This window comes from Bacteroides sp. ET71, assembly GCF_023336905.1.
Classification (GTDB): domain Bacteria; phylum Bacteroidota; class Bacteroidia; order Bacteroidales; family Bacteroidaceae; genus Bacteroides.
In genome coordinates this window covers 1-19138 of record NZ_JAMBLS010000037.1, presented here as the reverse complement: position 1 = coordinate 19138, position 19138 = coordinate 1, and the positions used below count along the sequence as shown (strand labels likewise).

The window sequence follows — 19138 nt, the reverse complement described above, 5'->3', positions numbered from 1 at the left end:
TCATCATGGTCTATTCAATGAAACGATAATTGAACAATTGCCATCCTATACTCAATCCCACATTCCATTCGTTTCGTGGTGAACTGTAGTGGTTTACATATGCAGCAATAGCACCAAAAGGTAACCTGCACACGACAGATGCTTCTGCCATATATTCTATTTTCGAAAATGCTTCCCCATAACAAGCTTGCCTTTGTTCATCTTGCTCAATAGGAAAAATCGGCATAAACCCATATATTTCCGTCCGTATATGAAACATGTCGTTGATTGGGAAAATCGGCTTAATGCCAGCACCCACGAACTGATTGGCACGAAAAGCAGCATTATACATCAATTTACTATGTGGAGTGGGCGAGAACTCACCTGCTTGCATCATTGTAGCAGTATAGTTAGACGAAAAATTTTTCGACGAATACAATGCCTTAACCATCCATCCCAACGTAAAATGCGGCGTCATCGTATGATAGGCTTCTTTCAAGTATGAAATTTGCAACCACGACTGCCGTGCATGTATTGGCGAAGAAAATACCATCTCATTCGAATTAACTCCCGGTGTAAAATGTTCCTTGCCCGTATACACTTGAGCTACCAGTTGCTCATAATATCCACGGGTAGCATATTGTTTACTGTTTAATGTACTTCCATAGAAACCGATGGAACCACCGAACAAATTATAAGAGGTACGGTCTGTACGGTCACGCTCAAAATCAATGACATTGGACTGAAAATAATTGTCGACTAAATAACCATAACCAATACCCAATTCAGCCTTCCTATTAGACAAAAAAGGTAAACTGACCAGCAACTTGACAAAACGTTCGTCTTTAGAATTAAACGAAGGCCTATCGTTTTTCGAGAATAGTTTCTCTTTCTTATAATAGTCGAACGTGCTGATAGAAGCTATAAACCTATACGAAGTCGGTATATGGGTAGGCAAATCTATACGACCCATCAATTGCACATTATTGTACATCTTGCCTAATTGCCCGTCTAACCACAACTCTTTAGAATAATAATTCAGATTTTGGTATCCCAATCCCAGATAAATCTGATTAGAACTAGAAGTTGATACATTTCCACCTAGCCTGACTGTCAGGTTATCTTCCACCTTTACCTTTAAATGCAATTCATATAAGCCTTCCCCCTTATTATATACAGCATGTGGAATAATTTCTGAAATCATATCGTCAGCCAATAACCGGAAGTATCCACGTTTTAAATCCTCATATGTAAAAGTGCCATCTTTTTCATCTCCCTGAAATTCCTTCTTGATGTACACTTGTTGTTGTGAATTGGCTCCCTCGATAATAATATCGCGAAAAAGCATTGGTGGCAAGTTCCGGCGATAAATATCCCTACGTAATTGCACGCTCTCTGGTGCTACTCTTCTTTTTATGCGCCCTTTGATTGAATCCATTAAGCTCATGGCACGTTGATATCCAATATTATGAAGTTCGTCTAAACGATCAAAATCCAGCAAATTCACATCGCTGAACTTAAAATTCATTACAATACCTTCATCCTCCGGAATACTGTAATCTGTTTTTTGCATAATCATATTTTCCAATTGACTCATCAGACTACTTTCTTTAGGTTTGCCAGGATTACCAGCTACCACGCTACCAATAATAATGTCTGGATGAAAATCTTCTCGCATGACATCTGTCGGGAAGTTATTGTAAATTCCTCCGTCATATGCTAATACACTATCCACCTCAATGGGCTTAAAAACAAATGGGAAACTCATAGAAGCGCGTACAGCATCACCTAAATCACCACTACGCATTACCAATGCTCTCTTGTTGTAAACATCAGAGGCAACACAACGAAATGGAATAAATAGATTATCAAAATCTCCCTCACAAGCGGCTGTCGCTTCACCAAATAACCCAGTGAATACGACATTCATCTGTATAGGGTTTACCATGCTTGTAGGAATATTCAGTTGTGGTTTAGACCTTGTTGAATCCTTTATGGCAAAATTTAAGCTGAGTAGTTCTGGAGTTGGTCTATTCTGCTTGAAATAATAGGCATATTTCGGTTCTACAGTCCCAGTATACCAACGTTTAAATTCAGGCGAACGAAGCAAAGCCTCCATATCATCCGGAGAATACCCCATCGCATAAAGCGAGCCAATAATAGCTCCCATAGAAGTCCCTGCTATATAATCAATAGGAATACCATTCTCTTCCAATGCACGGATAATGCCAATATGAGTCATTCCTTTAGCTCCACCACCACTAAGAACAAGCCCCACTCGTTGAGCATGTATTGGCAAAAGCCACACACACAACATAAATATCATCAAGAAAGAACAAGATTGTTTCATAATATACGCATAGATTCTGTTTCACATCCAAATGTAGGAAATGTTTTTCATATCAACAAAAAAATCGGCACTATGCCTTAAAATAGAGCATAGTGCCGACCTAACACTAATGAAATCAGAAAGTAAAATTTGTTTTCTTTCTTTAATTTCGTTTTTCGATTACTGATTTATTAATTCGATACTTCGTTTCAAGAAATTATTCAACGCTTCTCCCTTCAACATTCCATTCTGAAGCAATGCCAAATCAATAAGTTGACGAATGACTTTATTCTTCGAAGCAAATTCTTTCAATATAGTTTCTTTCTGTTGTTTCAAAGTTGTCAATCGCTTATCTAACTCATTCAATTCATCATTTTCTCCTGCAGGAATCTCTTCTGCTTTTTTGCCTTCATGAGCTTTGCGTAAAGTCTTACAACGATTATCTGTTTCGTCTAATTCTTTTTGAATAGGAATAATGGAATCAGAACATTCATTGCTTTCGCTTTCCAAAATCTCTTTCAGCAATTTATGATCAGAATTCAAAATGAGGTTAAACATGTCTGGCATTTCGCCATAGAATCCCATACCCGCCTGGATATTAGACATTTCTTTCATACGTCGCATATATTCGCTCTGCGTTATCAGAATTGGGAACGCATTTTCTCCCAAACTTTCAGCCGTAATATGAAATTCAGTTTTACCGATTTGAGGTAATTGGCTCTTGAACAGAACAGAAAGTATTTCTTGCTTATCAGCGTCCAAAGCTTCTCCTCTTTTATCCTCTTTCATAATGAGGTTGTCTATTATGTCGCTATCTACACGCGTAAAACGGCATTTTTCTAATTTCTGTTCCAACAAATTCACAATCGCCACATCCAATTGCCCATTCATCAAAAGCACATTATAGCCCTTGCTTTTAGCTGCTTCAATATAGCTGTATTGTTCATCCACATTATTGGCATACAGATAAATAAGTGTACCATCTTTATCTGTTTGTTCTTCTTTGACAAGGTTCTTATACTCGTCGAAAGTATAATATTTTTTATCAGTATCTTCCAATAAAGCAAACTCTTTGGCACGATCATAGAAATCTTCCTGAGTCAACATCCCATAATCAATAAATATCTTTAAATCGTCCCATTTCTCTTCAAACTGTTTACGATTATTTTTAAAGATAGATTGCAGACGATCTGCTACCTTTTTCGTGATATACGTAGAAATTTTCTTTACGTTTGAATCGCTTTGTAGATACGAACGAGATACATTCAAAGGAATATCCGGAGAATCCAATACACCATGCAATAAAGTAAGGAAATCGGGGACTATTCCTTCAACTGAGTCTGTCACATATACTTGATTACAATAAAGTTGAATCTTATTCTTGCTCAATTCTATATTATTCTTCACTTTAGGGAAATACAATATTCCTGTCAAATGAAAAGGATAATCCACGTTTAGATGAATCCAGAACAAGGGCTCATCAGCCATGGGATAAAGTTCGCGATAAAACTTTTTATAATCTTCATCTGTTAATTCACTAGGCTTCTTCGTCCAAAGCGGAGTAGTATCATTAATGATATTATCCTTATCTGTCACAATTTCTTTTCCTTCTTTCCATTCCTTTTTCTTTCCAAAAGCGACTGGAACAGGAAGAAAACGACAATATTTATTCAAAAGAGCAGAAATACGTGATTCTTCAAGAAATTCTTTACAGTCATCATCTATATAAAGAATAATATCTGTTCCCCGATCTGATTTTTCTGTTTCTTCCAAAGTAAATTCTGGACTCCCTTGGCATGACCAAAGTACGGCTTTAGCATCATCCTTATAAGACTTTGTCCTGATTTCGACCTTCTTAGCGACCATAAACGCCGAATAGAAGCCTAATCCAAAATGTCCAATAATAGCATTGGCATCATTCTTATATTTCTCCAAAAAATCATTGGCACCCGAAAATGCAATCTGATTAATATATTTATCAATTTCATCGGCTGTCAATCCCAATCCCCGGTCTGACACCGTAATAGTATCCTTGCCCAAGGTGACATGTATAGTCAAATCTCCTAGTTCGCCTTTAAAATCTCCCATTGAGGCAAGAGTTTTCAGTTTTTGTGTAGCATCTACGGCATTAGACACTAACTCACGAAGAAAAATTTCATGATCACTATACAAGAATTTTTTTATGACGGGGAATATATTCTCTGTTGTTACCCCAATGTTTCCTTTTTGCATATCTATTTTCTATTTTTAGTATATTCAAATCTCTATATAGGGGACAAAAAAAGTGCCAGTCCTCACGGACTGACACTTTGTCGCTTTAATATGTCAAAGAGAGATCAAATTATATTTTCTTTTGAATATTCAGCATATCCTTTTCAACAGAGACTAGTATCGTATCTCCCGGTTTTACATTCCCAGATACAATTAATTCCGAGATTCCATCTTCTAGATAATTCTGAATAGCCCGTCGTAAAGGACGAGCACCATATTGCACATCATATCCCTTAATCGCCAAGAATGTTTTTGCATCTTCGCTTATTTCTAATGTATAACCTACAGATTCTATCCGAACCAGTAAAGCACTCAACTCAAGCTCCACAATATGGGTGATTGCTTCCAGTGAAAGCTGATCGAAAGTAATAATTTCATCTAATCGGTTAAGAAATTCAGGGGAGAATGTTTTATTTAATGCCTTTTGAATGACACTATGCGAATATGCTTTATCTTCTACTCCACGATTCTGAGCAACGAATCCAACACCTCGTCCAAAATCCTTTAACTGACGTGTACCTATATTCGAAGTCAAAATAATAATTGTATTTTTAAAATCAACAGTACGACCACTATTATCTGTCAAGCGTCCTTCATCTAATACCTGTAAAAGAATATTGAATACATCAGGGTGAGCTTTTTCAATCTCATCTAACAAAATAATAGAATATGGATGACGTCTCACTTTTTCAGTTAACTGCCCACCTTCTTCATATCCGACATATCCTGGTGCAGCACCAATCATGCGTGAGACTGTATATTTTTCCATATATTCGCTCATATCTATGCGTATCAAAGCATCGGTAGAGCCAAACATATACTTAGCCAATTGTTTAGCCAGGTGAGTTTTACCAACACCTGTCGGACCTAAAAACATAAAAGTCCCAATAGGCCGATTGGGGTCTTTCAAACCTACGCGGCTTCGCAAGATAGCCCTTACAACCTTATCAATAGCATCGTCTTGACCTATTATTTGTTTTTTCAAAGTCTCTTTCATTCCTGCCAATTTGACACCCTCAGTTTCAGCCATGCGCTGCACTGGTATCCCTGACATCATAGAGACCACATTAGCAATCTCCTCTTCACTCACAATCTGACGAGTTCCTCTCACATGAGACTCCCATTCAGTTTTCATTTGTTCCAGATGCTGCGCAAGTTCTTTTTCCTTATCACGGTAACTGGCTGCTAATTCGAAATTCTGAGCTTTTACTGCTTCAGATTTATATAACCGAGTATCCTCTAAACATTTTTCTTGTTCTTCAATTTCTTTGGGAACACTAATATGCGTCAAATGCACACGTGACCCGGCTTCATCCATAACATCAATGGCCTTATCCGGGAAACTGCGATCTGTGATATATCGCTCTGTTAACCTCACACACGCTTCCAGAGCATTATCCGTAAAGGTCACATTATGATGTTCCTCATATTTGTCTTTAATGTTTTTCAGAATCTGTAACGTTTCGTCAACCGTAGTAGGCTCGACAATTATTTTCTGAAAACGTCGTTCCAAAGCACCATCTTTTTCGATATTTTTTCTATATTCATCAAGAGTAGTTGCACCAATACATTGAATTTCTCCACGAGCTAAAGCAGGCTTCAGTATATTTGCTGCATCCATAGAACCAGCCGCTGCTCCCGCACCTACAATTGTGTGTATTTCGTCAATAAAAAGAATCACATTAGGGTTCTTCTGCAATTCATTAATAATTGAGCGTAAACGTTCTTCAAACTGGCCACGATATTTTGTGCCTGCAACAACTGCAGCCATATCTAACATTACAACTCGTTTATCAAAAAGTACGCGTGACACTTTTTTTTGCGTAATGCGCAAAGCCAATCCTTCCACAATAGCAGATTTTCCCACACCTGGTTCACCAATAAGCATAGGATTATTTTTTTTCCGCCGGCTTAAAATTTGAGCAACTCGTTCAATCTCTTGCTCACGCCCAACCACAGGATCCAAACGTCCTTCTACGGCTGCACGTGTCATGTCTGTACCGAAATTGTCCAGCACTGGAGTATCATTGTCAGAACGATGAGCTGCCGTTTGCGTGAATCCTTTAGCCTGTCTTTGCGATTCTTTACGTTGTGATAAATTATCCATTTCATCTTCTTCATCTTCTTCCGAGAAGCCCATACCTGCATGTGGATTGGCTGACTTCATAGAGACAAGATCAAATACAGACTGATAACCTACATTATTATCTTTTAATACATTGGCAGCCCAATTATCATCATCTTTCAAAATGGCTAGCAAAAGATGTTCAGTACCCACAGAAGAACTTTTTAGCAACCGTGCCTCAAGTACACAAATTTTCAAAATTCGTGCTGCTATTGGCGACAAAGGAATATCTGCATTAGACGACATTGAATCATCTGCTTGCATTTGTAAATAATCCTCAATACGTTTTTTTATAACAGAAAGATTCACACCAAGTGCCCCTAGAATATCAATGGCTTTACCGTTACCTTCTCGTAACATTCCTAATAAAAGATGTTCCGGGCCAATTGATTTATTTTTTAAACGATTGGCTTCTTGCTTACTATATACAATAATATCTGAAACTCGTTGTGAAAATTGATTGTCCATGTGTTTTTGATTCTCCTTAATCTTGAGTTATCCATCGGCAAAGATAACAATAATATTTGATTATGTATCATTTACCATTCTTTTCTTACAAATATTATGCCACGAATTCTATAGATTACTATAACAAGCTTATCAGTTCAAAAGAACTATAAGTTCGTTTAAAATTCATGTTCATGTCATCCCGAGCGTTGTTGGGGGAGGTAAAAGGGGGATTGAGGGACCTCACTACGCGCCTGAAAGTATTAGGGAGATGTTTCGACTCCGCTTCGCTTGCTCAACATGACAGAAAGAACGATTTTTAAACGTACAAATGTACGACGGCTCTAAAAAGCAAAGGGCTATACACAACAATAGAGGTAAGCATGCATAACACAAGCTTACCTCTATCTTAACTTATTTTCAAGAATAAACAATTTTCAATTTATTACATCAACTTTTATCCGCCAAAATTGTCAAACATCAAGTTACTCATTGGCACACCTAGGCTATCCAACATTTGTTCCACAGCCCGTGACATAGGACCAGGTCCACACATATAATATTCAATGTCCTCTGGAGCCTCATGATCCTTAAGATAGGTATCATAAATGCATTGATGTACAAAACCAGGCGTATATTTGATGCCAGCAGCATCGGCAGCCGGATCTGGACGGTCAAGAGCTAGATGAAAGCTAAAATTGGGAAAATCTTTCTCTAGCTGTAAGAAATCTTGTAAGTAAAATACCTCGTTTAATGCACGCGCTCCATAGAAATACGACATTTTACGATCCGTAGTATGGAGTGTACGCGTCATGTGCATAATCTGGGCTCGCAATGGAGCCATACCTGCTCCACCACCAATCCACATCATCTCACGCTTGGAATTAAAGATAGGGTGGAAGTCTCCATAAGGACCGCTCATCGTAACTTTATCTCCTGGTTTAAGAGTAAATATGTAAGACGAAGCAATGCCAGGCATAACATCTTGAAAACCAATCTGAGGTTTCGGCTTAAATGGAGGTGTTGCAATACGCACAGTGAGCATAATGCGATCTCCTTCTGCCGGATAGTTTGCCATGGAGTATGCTCGTACAGTTTCTTCATCATTGCGACATTTAAGGCCAAATAGTCCGAACTTTTGCCAAGCAGGTAAGTATTCCTCACCTATTAAATTCTTATCTATATCCTTATCGTAGTCCATTTCATACTTAGGAATTTTTATTTGTGCATACGAACCCGGTATAAAATCCATATGTTCACCCGGTGGCAATGCTACGATAAACTCTTTAATGAAGGTAGCAACATTTTTGTTTGAAATGACCTCACATTGCCATTCTTTAACCCCAAGTACACTTTCGGACACCTTCAGCGCCATATCATTTTTAACCTTAACTTGGCATCCCAAGCGCCAATGATCCTGTATCTGTTTACGGCTGAAATGCGGCGTTTCCGATGGCAGGATTTCACCACCACCATCCAAAACCTGGCACTTGCATTGGCCACACGAGCCTTTGCCACCACATGCTGAAGACAAGTAAATACCATTAACCGCCAATGTATTCAACAATGTTCCTCCTGATGCCACATCAAGTACACGATCACCATTAATCGTCAATTTGACATTACCACTTGGCACTAAGAATTTCTTAGCTACCAGCAAGATAATCACGAGCAAGAGCGTTACAATGAGGAATACAGCCATGCTGGCCAAAATCAGTTTTGTATCCATAAGTTTTACTTACTCCTTTCTTTTTTAGATGTTCAACCCAGAGAAACACATAAAGGCCATGGCCATCAATCCCACCGTGATGAAGGTGATACCCAATCCACGTAGAGGGGCTGGCACATTGCTATAAGCCATCTTTTCTCTAATAGCCGCCAGTCCAACAATTGCCAACATCCAACCGATGCCTGAACCCAAAGCATAAGAGATGGCATCTGCTATTCCGCCGATATATTTGGGGTCACTCATATTCAGATTGATACGTTGCTGCATGAAAAGCGATGCGCCCATAATGGCACAATTGACAGCTATCAGCGGAAGGAATATGCCCAATGATGCATAAAGAGAGGGGCTGAAACGCTCTACCACCATCTCCACCAACTGGGTGATGCCGGCAATAATGGCAATAAACAAGATGAAACTGAGGAAACTGAGATCTACCCCTTCAATCAGCGCATTAGGGCCAAGCACTTTGGTTTGCAACAAGTAATTGACAGGTAGAGTAACTACCAGCACAAATGTTACGGCAATGCCTAACCCTACGGCTGTCTTCACATTCTTTGACACCGCCAAATATGAACACATGCCAAGGAAGAAGGCGAATATCATATTGTCCACAAAAATAGAGCGGACTAATAAACTAAAGAAATCTTCCATAGATGTTATATATTAATGTATAGCAGTAAATGATTACTTTTCTTGCAACTCTTTGTGACGAGAGCGCTGATACCATATCAAACAAGCCAATATGATAAGTGCCATAGGAGGCATCAGCATCAGTCCGTTGTTCACATAACCAGCTTTCTGGATGGGTTCATAGTTCAGGATATTGAATCCCAACAAGGTGCCAGAACCCAATAGCTCGCGGATGAAAGCTACGATAACCAAAATCTTGGCATATCCCAAGCCATTTCCCAAACCGTCAAGAAACGATTCCCAAGGAGCATTCTGCATGGCAAAAGCTTCCAATCGTCCCATCAGGATACAGTTGGTAATGATAAGCCCCACATAAACCGAAAGCTGAACGCTCACATCATAAGCAAATGCTTTGAGCACTTCGCTAACTACCGTTACCAATGCGGCCACTACCACAAGTTGCACAATGATACGAATACGATTGGGGATGGTTTTGCGCAACAGCGAGATGACCACGTTGGAAAACGCCGTAATGACCGTTACCGACAATCCCATCACGATGGCTGGCTCGAGCTTTGCCGTAACAGCCAATGCCGAGCAGATGCCCAGCACCTGCACGGTGACAGGGTTGTTCATGCTGATAGGGGTCGAGAAAACCTCTTTATTTTTCTTAGAGAATAATTGTCCCATACCTTTTATTCCTCCGTATCTTTAAGGGTTAGAAATACTTTATAATTGCCCAAACATGTTTTGAGCATATTGCCAACGGCCACAGATGTGATAGTGCCTCCCGATATGCCGTCTACCTCGTATTCCGAATTGGAAACCTTCCCGTTTTTGACAACATTCAGTGCGATTTCTCCGTTTTCCAGAGTTTTACGTCCGGGAAACTCTCCTTGGAAAGCTTCGCTGGCGATTTCGGCGCCCAACCCCGGCGTCTCGCTGGCATGAGAGAAATAGACTCCATACACCGTGTTTTTGTCTTCGTTAAGAGCGACATAGCCCCAGATGGCTCCCCACAAGCCTACGCCATAGACCGGAAATACATATTTAGTCTGCCCGTCCACGTTGGCCACAAAGATGTGCAGGCGATTATTTTCTTTGACCTCTTTTTCATACGAGGTGGCAAAGTCGCCTGTGTTTTTTGCCAGCGAGCCGTCTGGCTGCATCAACATGTCGTCTGTTATATACTTATTATATTCTGCTTCGGCATCTTCAACGTTTCGGATATTCAGAGCCGCCAGAATCTGCTTCTTGGTGTCCATTTCCACATTTTTGCCCTGTCTGTCTCTTAAAGACGAACTGACGAAAGCCAGCAAGAAGGCCACGATGATGACCATGACCGAGGCATAGATGATGGTATAAGTGTTGCTGTTAGTGTTCATAATCTTCAATTCATCATTTTAATCGTTCGACTTTAATGCAGCTCTTTTCTCACGCCGACTGATATTGTGCTGAACCACACAATAATCGATGAACGGAGCGAAGATGTTCATCAGCAGAATAGCCAGCATCATTCCTTCCGGATACCCCGGATTGAGCACGCGGATGACAATGGCCATGGCGCCTATCAGGAAACCATAAATGTATTTGCCGGTCTCCGTCCGGGCCGAGGTTACAGGGTCGGTGGCCATGAATACCGCTCCGAAACAAAAGCCTCCCAGCACGAGATGTTCGTACCAAGGCATCTGGGCCACAGCAGTGTCGGGTCCTGCCACATTGAACAACCAAGCCATCAATGCACCGCCTACAAATACGGAAAACATCGTCTTCCAACTGGCAATGCCCGTCCAGAGCAGAATCACAGCTCCGATGGCAATGGCAATGACACTGGTCTCACCAATGGAGCCCGGGATGAATCCCGTCACCATACCCCACGAGAAATCCGGAGCAGCGGCGGAAGTCTTGGCAATGCCTAACGGAGTGGCTACGGTCAGCCCGTCTACGGTTTGTCCCAAGCCGAAGATGCTGTCTGAAGATACCCACACGGCGTCGCCCGACATCTTTGTAGGATAGGCAAAGAACAGGAAAGCACGGGTCACGAGGGCCACATTGAATACATTCATGCCTGTACCGCCAAACACTTCCTTGGCAAATATGACCGAGAAGGCTGTCGCGATGGCCAACATCCACAAAGGGCAGTCCACAGGCACAATCATGGGAATCAGGATGCCCGATACGAGGAACCCTTCCTGGATTTCTTCTTTCTTCCATTGAGCCACGACGAACTCAATGCCCAGGCCTACGACATAGGACACGATAATCTTGGGCAGTACAGCCAGGAATCCGTAACCGAACAGTTCCCAGAATCCTCCCGGAGTATGGGTAGCCTGGAAATGTTGGTAGCCTACGTTATACATGCCGAACAACAAAGCCGGTATCAATGCGATGACCACTATCGACATGATGCGTTTGCTGTCGATGGAGTCATGGATGTGCGTCCCCGATTTCGAAGTGGTGTTAGGCACGAACAGGAACGTTTCAAACCCCTCGAATACCGACCGGAATGCGTGATATTTGCCTCCCTCTTCAAAGTTCGGCTTTATCTTGTCGAGATAATTTCTTAACGCTTTCATTGATTCAAATAGAATGATAATAGTAATTGATTAACATTGTGTGCATCAGGACATTTCTGCACGGAGCATGTCCAGTCCGGCCCTTACGATGCGTTGCACTTCTACCTTCGACGAACATACGAATTCGCACAATGCGAAGTCCTCGGGTGCCACTTCGTAGATGCCCAGCGCCTCCATGCGGTCGATATCGCCGGCGATAATGGCTTTGAGCAAATATTCGGGGAATATGTCCATGGGAAATACACGGTCATATTCGTTGGACATGATCATGTGCCGTTCTCCGCCTTTCACGCGGGCATCGATGACATATTCCTTTTTGCCCAGCAGCCAGGAGAAGTAAGAGTGGCTGGTGCTGAACTGATTGAATCGCGGCTTGATCCATCCCAGCATCTCGTGGATTTCGTCGCCTTCCGGGATGACGCTCAGTTGCGTGTGGAAAGCGCCCAAGAAGCCGTTGGGAGACACCTGCTTGCCGGTCAGTACATTGCCGCTGATATAGCGTAAATCCTTGCCGGTCGTCACATTGTCCTTGAACACATGGGTCAGCAAGGCGCCTACTTTCAGCTTGCAATAAGCCGGCTTCAGGACTTCGCTGCCCGTCAGGGCCACTGTCCGGGTCATGTCTATGCGTCCGGTGTTCATCAGACGGCCGATGAAGATGACCGCTTCCGCACCGATTGTCCACACGGTTTCACCTTTCACGATGGGGGAGAGGTGGTTGATTTGTACGCCCACGTTGCCTGCGGGATGGGGACCGTCGAAAGCCGTGACAACCACGTCTTTCGCATCTGTCAGGGCCTTGCTTGTCTGGCCGGCGCGGATGTTGAGATACGTCTTTGCCATCTTCGACAAGGCCGTGAGACCTGTTTGGAAATTCTTTTCCTCACCTTTCAATACAAATTCGAAATCGGGCGCCAAGGGACTGCTGTCGAAAGCCGACACGAAAATGGCCTTGGGCTGCACCGTGGGGTCGGCAATGACGTCGTAGGGACGTTGCCGGACGAAGGCGAACAAGCCTGCGTTGAGCAGGGCCTGCTTGACTTCCTCGCCTGTCATTTGTGCCGGGTTCATGGTGCCGAACTCCTCATAGTCCTGTTCGGCAGCGGCTTCCACCACGATGTTCAAGACTTTGCGCCGTGCACCGCGCTCTACACTGGTGACCACGCCGCTGACCGGCGAAACGAATTTCAATTCGGGATGGTTCTTGTCGATGAACAAGGGTCCCCCGGCCATCACATATTCCTGTTCCTTCACCACCACTTTGGGAGTGACGCCGGTGAAATCATCGGGCACCAGCGAATAGAAGCCGGGGTCCTTCACCTTCAGCCACTCTTGCGAGGGTTTGCCTTTCAGGCTAATGTCGAGGCCTTTGCGTAATTTGATTACATTTGCCATGTATGTTAGTTTAAAAATATGAAATTTCCCAAACCATGAAATCTCTGCGAGCCTGTTTAAATTCCCATTTCCACCGTCATGCCCATACGCCGGAAGGGTACATGGAGATGGCTGAGAAAGCAGTTCTTAAACAGATTCTAAACGACCGCAAAAATAACAAAAAAAGACAAATGAGTGACTGAAAAAGGAAAATTTAATTTCAATCCCATAGATTGCCATAAAGTCCCCATGGACGCGCCGTACTAAAACCTGAAAGAGACTGCCTCAAAATGGGCTGCCATGCTTCGGAAGAAATTCCCCGATTTCCCTGCTTTTCCCTCCTTCATTGCTCCTTCAAGTCCGTCATCCCTCCGTTATCCCTCTCTTATCCCTCCGTTATCCCTCTCTTATCCCTCCGTTATCCCTCTCTTATCCCTCTCTTATCCCTCTCTTATCTCTCTCTTTCAAAATAGGAGAAACATACCCTTTTCATACGGCCGGAAAACGACGGAGAAAAGAATGATGAACGTTCTTTATCTTGGCACATCCCCTTTGCGCCCGCTCTGAATAAGGAATCCAATAATAAAACACCCTATTTTATATAAAATGCAGAAAAAAGTTAATGGAAAATTTGGAATTTATCGAAAAAGACAGTATCTTTGCAAATGTAATAAATTTCTAAATCTAAACCTCTATGGCGAAAGGAAGCGGAATCATCCGCAAAGTTGCCGGAAAAGTAGGCGATTTAGTCTACTTTGTCCGGGGTGGACAACAGATAATACGCGGCGTCTCCACCTCAACGAAGAACCCGCGAACGGATGCACAAATGATGCAACGTATGAAATGGCCGAACGTATTGGCCGTGTACAAAGTGCTGCAGCCCTACATGAAGGACTGCTTTGAAAACAAGTCCGGCGGACAAACGGACTACAACCGGTTCATGGGAATCAACCTTAATTCCACACCGGTGTATCTCGAAAAAGACGAAGTCCGCCTGGGTGCTGCGATTGTGGCGCCCTATGTCATCTCGCAAGGCTCACTGCCATCCATCCAGGTGAGCGGAGCAACCCCCGCAACCGACATCGCGCTGGGCACGCTGACCATTGGCGACGCCACCACCGTCGCCGAGTTCGCGCAAGCGGTGGTACAGAACAACAGCGGTTTCCGCTTCGGTGACCAGATTTCCTTCTTCAAGCTCCGGCAAGAAGAGGACAGCCTGGACGGATACCCGTACATCACCGTGTCCGCCATCCGTGTCTGCCTCGACCCGGCCGACACCTCCACGCTGCGCAGCGTGGCCCCGGCCTCGGGCTTCAGCACCGTCAGCGGCACGCTGGGCACGGACGCAGCTCTGTCGGGAGCAGGAGTGGCCTGGGTGCACAGCCGCAGTGTGGACGGCAAGACGCACGTCAGCTCGCAACGGCTTCTGGTAGACAACGACCTGCTGGAAGAACGCGCCTCGGCAGACATGCTGGCCGCAGCCACTCGCTCCTACGGAGGCTCCAACTCCGTATTCATCCGGCCCGACGGCACTTCCGGCGACGCAACCACGGGCGGAGGGGCTTCGTCGGGAGAAGATGACGACAGTGGACAAGGCACTTTCGGCTAATCCCAAAGCGTACAAAAATGGAGGGTGTGCCGGTTGTTATTGCACCGGCACACCCCCATACTGTTTTATTATTTCCTCATCTTCACCATGGCCCAGCGGTTCTTTTCCTTGCAGCCGAGGAAAGTGAACCCGCATCGTTCGCCGGCTTCCCGTATCAAAGGAACATCGTCTGTGTAGAACCCGCTCAGATAGAGAGAAGCCCCCGGCGTCATCCGTTCTCCGTACAGAGGCATGTCCTGCAACAAGATATTGCGGTTGATGTTGGCAATGACGGCATCAAACGGGCCTAAATCTTTCAGGACAGAGGCATCACCCAGGCGGACATCGATGCCATCGACACCGTTCAAGGCAATGTTTTCCTGCGAATTGCGCACACACCATTCGTCGATGTCCACCGCCGTACAACGGGCCGCCCCGCGCATCCGTGCCAAGATGGCCAGGATGGATGTACCACACCCCATGTCCAACACATGCCGGCCGCTCAGGTCGTCCTCCAAAAGAGCTCCCATCATGAGGCTGGTCGTCTCGTGATGCCCCGTCCCGAACGCCATCTGCGGATTGATGACAATGTCATATTCGGCCTGCGGGACATCTTGGTGAAACGTACTGTGCACCACGCACCGGTTGCCGCCAATAACAATGGGCTGGAAGAAATTCTTCTCCCATTCCTCATTCCAATCCTTATCCTCTACTTCGCAGGCAGTGTAAGCGATGCGGACATCCGGCAGGGGAAAATCGGCAAGAGCCGTTTCCAGAGCATCTTCCCGGTAGGCACCGGCCTGGATATAAGCGGCCAAAGAGCCCCCGTCCTGTTCCACGAAACTTTCAAATCCGGCGTCGGCCAACACGGCGCAAAGCACATCCCGAACGGTTTGACTTGGCGGTTCGGCAGTAAATATAAACTCTAAATATTTCATTGTAGTATGATTGTTTGTTAAATACACAGCTATTCCATCGGAATTAAACCTTTTATTACTATCTTTGTCTAAAGGTTATACAAAAGTAATCAGATAGTTTGAATCTATAACACAGAAAGGTATGAAAAAGATTGTTTTTTTATCGCTTGTGGCTCTGTGCCTGCCTTGGGCGTTGGCTGCGCAAAGCGTGGTGGACGACCTTTACTATGTGCCTTCCAAGAAAGAAAAGGCTGAAAAAAAACATACGGAAAAACCGCTCGAAGAGACGGCCGTGCTGACGGAAACACCGCTCCGGGAAACGGTTGTGCTGACACCTTCCGATGAAATAGTCGTAAAATCAAACACGCCGATGAGTGTTCATAGCAACAACAGTTCCACTACTGTTGTAGTGCGTGACACTAAGGGCAACGCACGCGACATCGACGAGTACAACCGTCGTTATGATGCGTCCGACTATGAATTTTCTACTCAGAATGACACTCTTTACATTGATGAACGGAAGAATGACGGATTGAAGGGCGAATGGGTAGGAGGAGAGTTCAACGGTTCGGCCGACGACTACGAGTATGCCACCCGCATCATCCGCTTCCGCAATCCCCGCTATGCCATCAGCATCAGCAGCCCCATTTATTTCGATGTTGTCTATGGACTGAACACATGGGACTGGAATGTTTACACAGATGGCTTCTATGCCTATGCATTCCCGACATTCTCCAATCCCCTGTGGTGGGACTGGCGTTTCAATTCTTTCGGCTGGTGGGGATATCCTTATTATGGTTGGCATTGGGGATGGAACGGCTGGTATGACCCATGGTATTGGGGTGGAAGCTGGGCATGGCACCATCCGCCTTATTGGCATCATCCGTGGCATCCGGCTCCTGGTTGGGCTTACCACAATCCGCATCGGTGGGGCAACGCCTATACCGCCCGCCGGTCGTATAACGTGCGCGGCGGAGCATCGGGTGGTGGACGGCGGCCTTCCGTCATCAACGGAGGCAGTTCGAGACGCACGTCTTCTGTCCGCAGGGCTTCTACTTCCGGGACTAACCGACGTGTCGTTGGAACCCGCTCTTCTTCTACACGGAGAGGTGCGACAACTACCCGCTCGGGAATATCCTCGTCTACACGCAGAACAACGACTTACACACGACCCAGTAATTCATCCACTATCAATAGGGGAACAACAAGCGTAAGGCGCTCTTCTACGTCTGGTAGCACATCAGTCAGACGCAGCTCATCTACTTATAACCGGGGTTCCAGCACTTCGTCGACAAGACGTAACTATATGAATAGCTCTTCTAATCGCAGTACACGGTCGTATAGCACGCCGTCACGTTCAAGCAGCAGCTCTCGTTCCAGCTTTTCTACCGGTGGCGGAAGTTCATTCAGATCGTCCGGAGGCGGAGTGCGGAGTAGCGGCGGTTCCCGTTCGAGCGGAGGAGGCTCCAGACGAAGATAAACAACGATTAACAAAGACATGATGTTTATGAAAACAAAGACATTAATAATGTTTTGCACTTTGCTCGTGGCAATAAGTGCAAACACACAGACTATATACGATGCCACAAATCTGACTCAAAGAGACTTAAATGGGACGGCTCGTTTTGTGGGTATGGGCGGTGCGATGAGTGCTCTGGGTGGAGATATTTCTACCATCGGCACCAACCCGGCAGGCATCGGCATTTATCGCAGCAATGATGTGATGACATCTTTCAGTTATTCGCTTACAGGAACAGAAAGTGACTACTTGGGCTCTAAATTCGAAACGAACAAAGCGAGATGGAATTTCGACAACATTGGCGCAGTAATTGCAACTAAGATTGGAAATGTCACCCCGTTGCGTTATGTCAACTTCGGTTTTAATTATCATAAAACAAAGTCCTTTTACAAAAACATGACAATGGAAGGGCTAATGGGAGGCATAGACATGGCGGACGGAACGTGGGCACCCATCTCGCAAGTGCGCTACATGGCGCAGCAGGCCACGGATGCCAACTATGGGAATATGGACTTCGGCTCGACTGACATTTATTATAATGGCGATGCCGGATGGTTGGGGGCTATCGGCTATCAAGGATTCCTGACGGAAACAAACACGACAGGGGATTTTTTCTACCCCATTGTCCCCTCAGAAGCCAATAGTTATTTCCACTCGGAAGAACGGGGAGGAATAGACCAATATGACATCAACTTGTCTCTTAACGTCAACGACCGTTTCTATTTCGGATTTACCGTAGGGCTGTATGATGTGGATTATAATAAGTACTCCCTCTATGACGAAAGCTATGAAAATGGCGAAGGCTACGGTTTAGAAACTTTCAAGCGCATCCACGGTTCCGGCTTCAATGTCAAGTTGGGAGCCATTATCCGTCCTTTCGAATATTCGCCTTTACGCATTGGGTTGGCGGTACATACCCCTACGTTTTATAGTTTAACCTATACGACAGGTGCACTGCTGACAAGCGACCTGTTGCTGACAAACGATAATAACGAAGAATCTATGGAGCGCATTACGGTAGATACCTACGACATCCTGGGTGGCCGCGACATGGACCGCGACTTCAACCTACAGACGCCGTGGCTGCTCAATGCCAGCCTGGGCTATACCATAGGCACAGATTTGGCCTTGGGGGCAGAATATGAATACGAGAACTATTCTTCGATGAAATTCAAATACCCCGAAGGAGGGGACATGGAGCAAGAAAATGCCGAAGTGAAAGCCAATCTGAAAGCCGTGCATACCCTTCGTGTGGGAGCGGAATACAAACCCACGCCTGCCTTCTCCTTGCGGGCAGGATACAATTATTCGACGGCGGCATACACAGACGGTGCCTTAAAATACCTACCCACCAACGCAATCGACACAGATACAGACTATGCCAACAGCCAGTCGATGAATACGTTTACCGTAGGTCTCGGCTATCGGTGGTCATCCTTCTACATGGACCTGGCCTACAAATACCTGAGCTACAAGTCAGACTTCTATCCTTTCTTCAACGAAATGTGTGAAGACGCGACATATAATTATGTTATCACCGGAAATCAAAACGCATTTATAGTTACTCCTCAGGCTACCAAAGTAACCAATACACGTAGCCAGGTACTCCTGACTTTAGGTTTTCGCTTCTAATTAACGTGAGTTCGATATAACT

13 protein-coding genes are annotated in these 19138 nt (G+C 44.5%); 3 read left to right on the top strand and 10 right to left on the bottom strand.

Annotated elements, in window-relative coordinates; genetic code table 11:
- Window positions 1-10 precede the first annotated feature (10 nt).
- The 9 genes from M3090_RS13555 to M3090_RS13515 all read right to left on the bottom strand — a co-directional run bounded on the left by M3090_RS13555 (window position 11) and on the right by M3090_RS13515 (window position 13481).
- Window positions 11-2329, bottom strand: coding sequence for a patatin-like phospholipase family protein (locus tag M3090_RS13555; RefSeq protein WP_249057182.1), 2319 nt, complete (start codon window positions 2327-2329; stop codon window positions 11-13).
- A gap of 159 nt (window positions 2330-2488) precedes the next feature.
- A complete protein-coding gene (gene htpG, locus M3090_RS13550; RefSeq protein ID WP_249057180.1) occupies window positions 2489-4540 on the bottom strand; it encodes a molecular chaperone HtpG in 2052 nt (683 codons plus the stop codon).
- A gap of 109 nt (window positions 4541-4649) precedes the next feature.
- Entirely contained in the window at window positions 4650-7172 is a 2523-nt protein-coding gene (locus tag M3090_RS13545; protein WP_249057179.1) for an ATP-dependent Clp protease ATP-binding subunit, read from the bottom strand.
- 436 nt (window positions 7173-7608) lie between these two features.
- A complete protein-coding gene (gene nqrF / locus M3090_RS13540; protein WP_249057177.1) occupies window positions 7609-8880 on the bottom strand; it encodes an NADH:ubiquinone reductase (Na(+)-transporting) subunit F in 1272 nt (423 codons plus the stop codon).
- Between the two features lie 24 nt (window positions 8881-8904).
- Complete coding sequence (gene nqrE / locus M3090_RS13535) at window positions 8905-9531, bottom strand: NADH:ubiquinone reductase (Na(+)-transporting) subunit E (RefSeq protein WP_249057173.1); 627 nt, start codon at window positions 9529-9531, stop codon at window positions 8905-8907.
- 33 nt (window positions 9532-9564) lie between these two features.
- A complete protein-coding gene (locus tag M3090_RS13530; RefSeq protein ID WP_249057171.1) occupies window positions 9565-10200 on the bottom strand; it encodes an NADH:ubiquinone reductase (Na(+)-transporting) subunit D in 636 nt (211 codons plus the stop codon).
- Between the two features lie 5 nt (window positions 10201-10205).
- Window positions 10206-10895 (bottom strand): Na(+)-translocating NADH-quinone reductase subunit C, encoded by a 690-nt coding sequence (locus M3090_RS13525; RefSeq protein WP_249057169.1) that lies wholly within the window; start codon window positions 10893-10895, stop codon window positions 10206-10208.
- Between the two features lie 18 nt (window positions 10896-10913).
- Window positions 10914-12086 carry an NADH:ubiquinone reductase (Na(+)-transporting) subunit B gene (locus M3090_RS13520; protein ID WP_249057167.1) on the bottom strand — a complete coding sequence of 391 codons (1173 nt, stop codon included), beginning with the start codon at window positions 12084-12086 and terminating at the stop codon, window positions 10914-10916.
- Window positions 12087-12131: 45 nt separating this feature from the next.
- A complete protein-coding gene (locus tag M3090_RS13515; RefSeq protein WP_249057165.1) occupies window positions 12132-13481 on the bottom strand; it encodes a Na(+)-translocating NADH-quinone reductase subunit A in 1350 nt (449 codons plus the stop codon).
- Between the two features lie 673 nt (window positions 13482-14154).
- Here M3090_RS13515 and M3090_RS13510 point away from each other — a divergent pair.
- A complete protein-coding gene (locus M3090_RS13510) occupies window positions 14155-15069 on the top strand; it encodes a DUF6266 family protein (protein ID WP_249057164.1) in 915 nt (304 codons plus the stop codon).
- A gap of 68 nt (window positions 15070-15137) precedes the next feature.
- Here M3090_RS13510 and prmA read toward each other — a convergent pair whose 3' ends face one another.
- Window positions 15138-15986, bottom strand: coding sequence for a 50S ribosomal protein L11 methyltransferase (gene prmA, locus M3090_RS13505; RefSeq protein ID WP_249057163.1), 849 nt, complete (start codon window positions 15984-15986; stop codon window positions 15138-15140).
- 121 nt (window positions 15987-16107) lie between these two features.
- Between prmA and M3090_RS13500 the strand changes: the two genes are divergently transcribed.
- Both M3090_RS13500 and M3090_RS13495 read left to right on the top strand, forming a co-directional pair.
- On the top strand, window positions 16108-17445 hold the full coding sequence (locus M3090_RS13500; protein WP_249057161.1) for a hypothetical protein: 1338 nt from the start codon (window positions 16108-16110) through the stop codon (window positions 17443-17445).
- A gap of 27 nt (window positions 17446-17472) precedes the next feature.
- The gene (locus M3090_RS13495) at window positions 17473-19116 is read left to right on the top strand and encodes an OmpP1/FadL family transporter (protein ID WP_249057158.1); all 1644 of its coding nucleotides are present in this window, start codon (window positions 17473-17475) and stop codon (window positions 19114-19116) included.
- The last annotated feature ends 22 nt before the right edge of the window (window positions 19117-19138 follow it).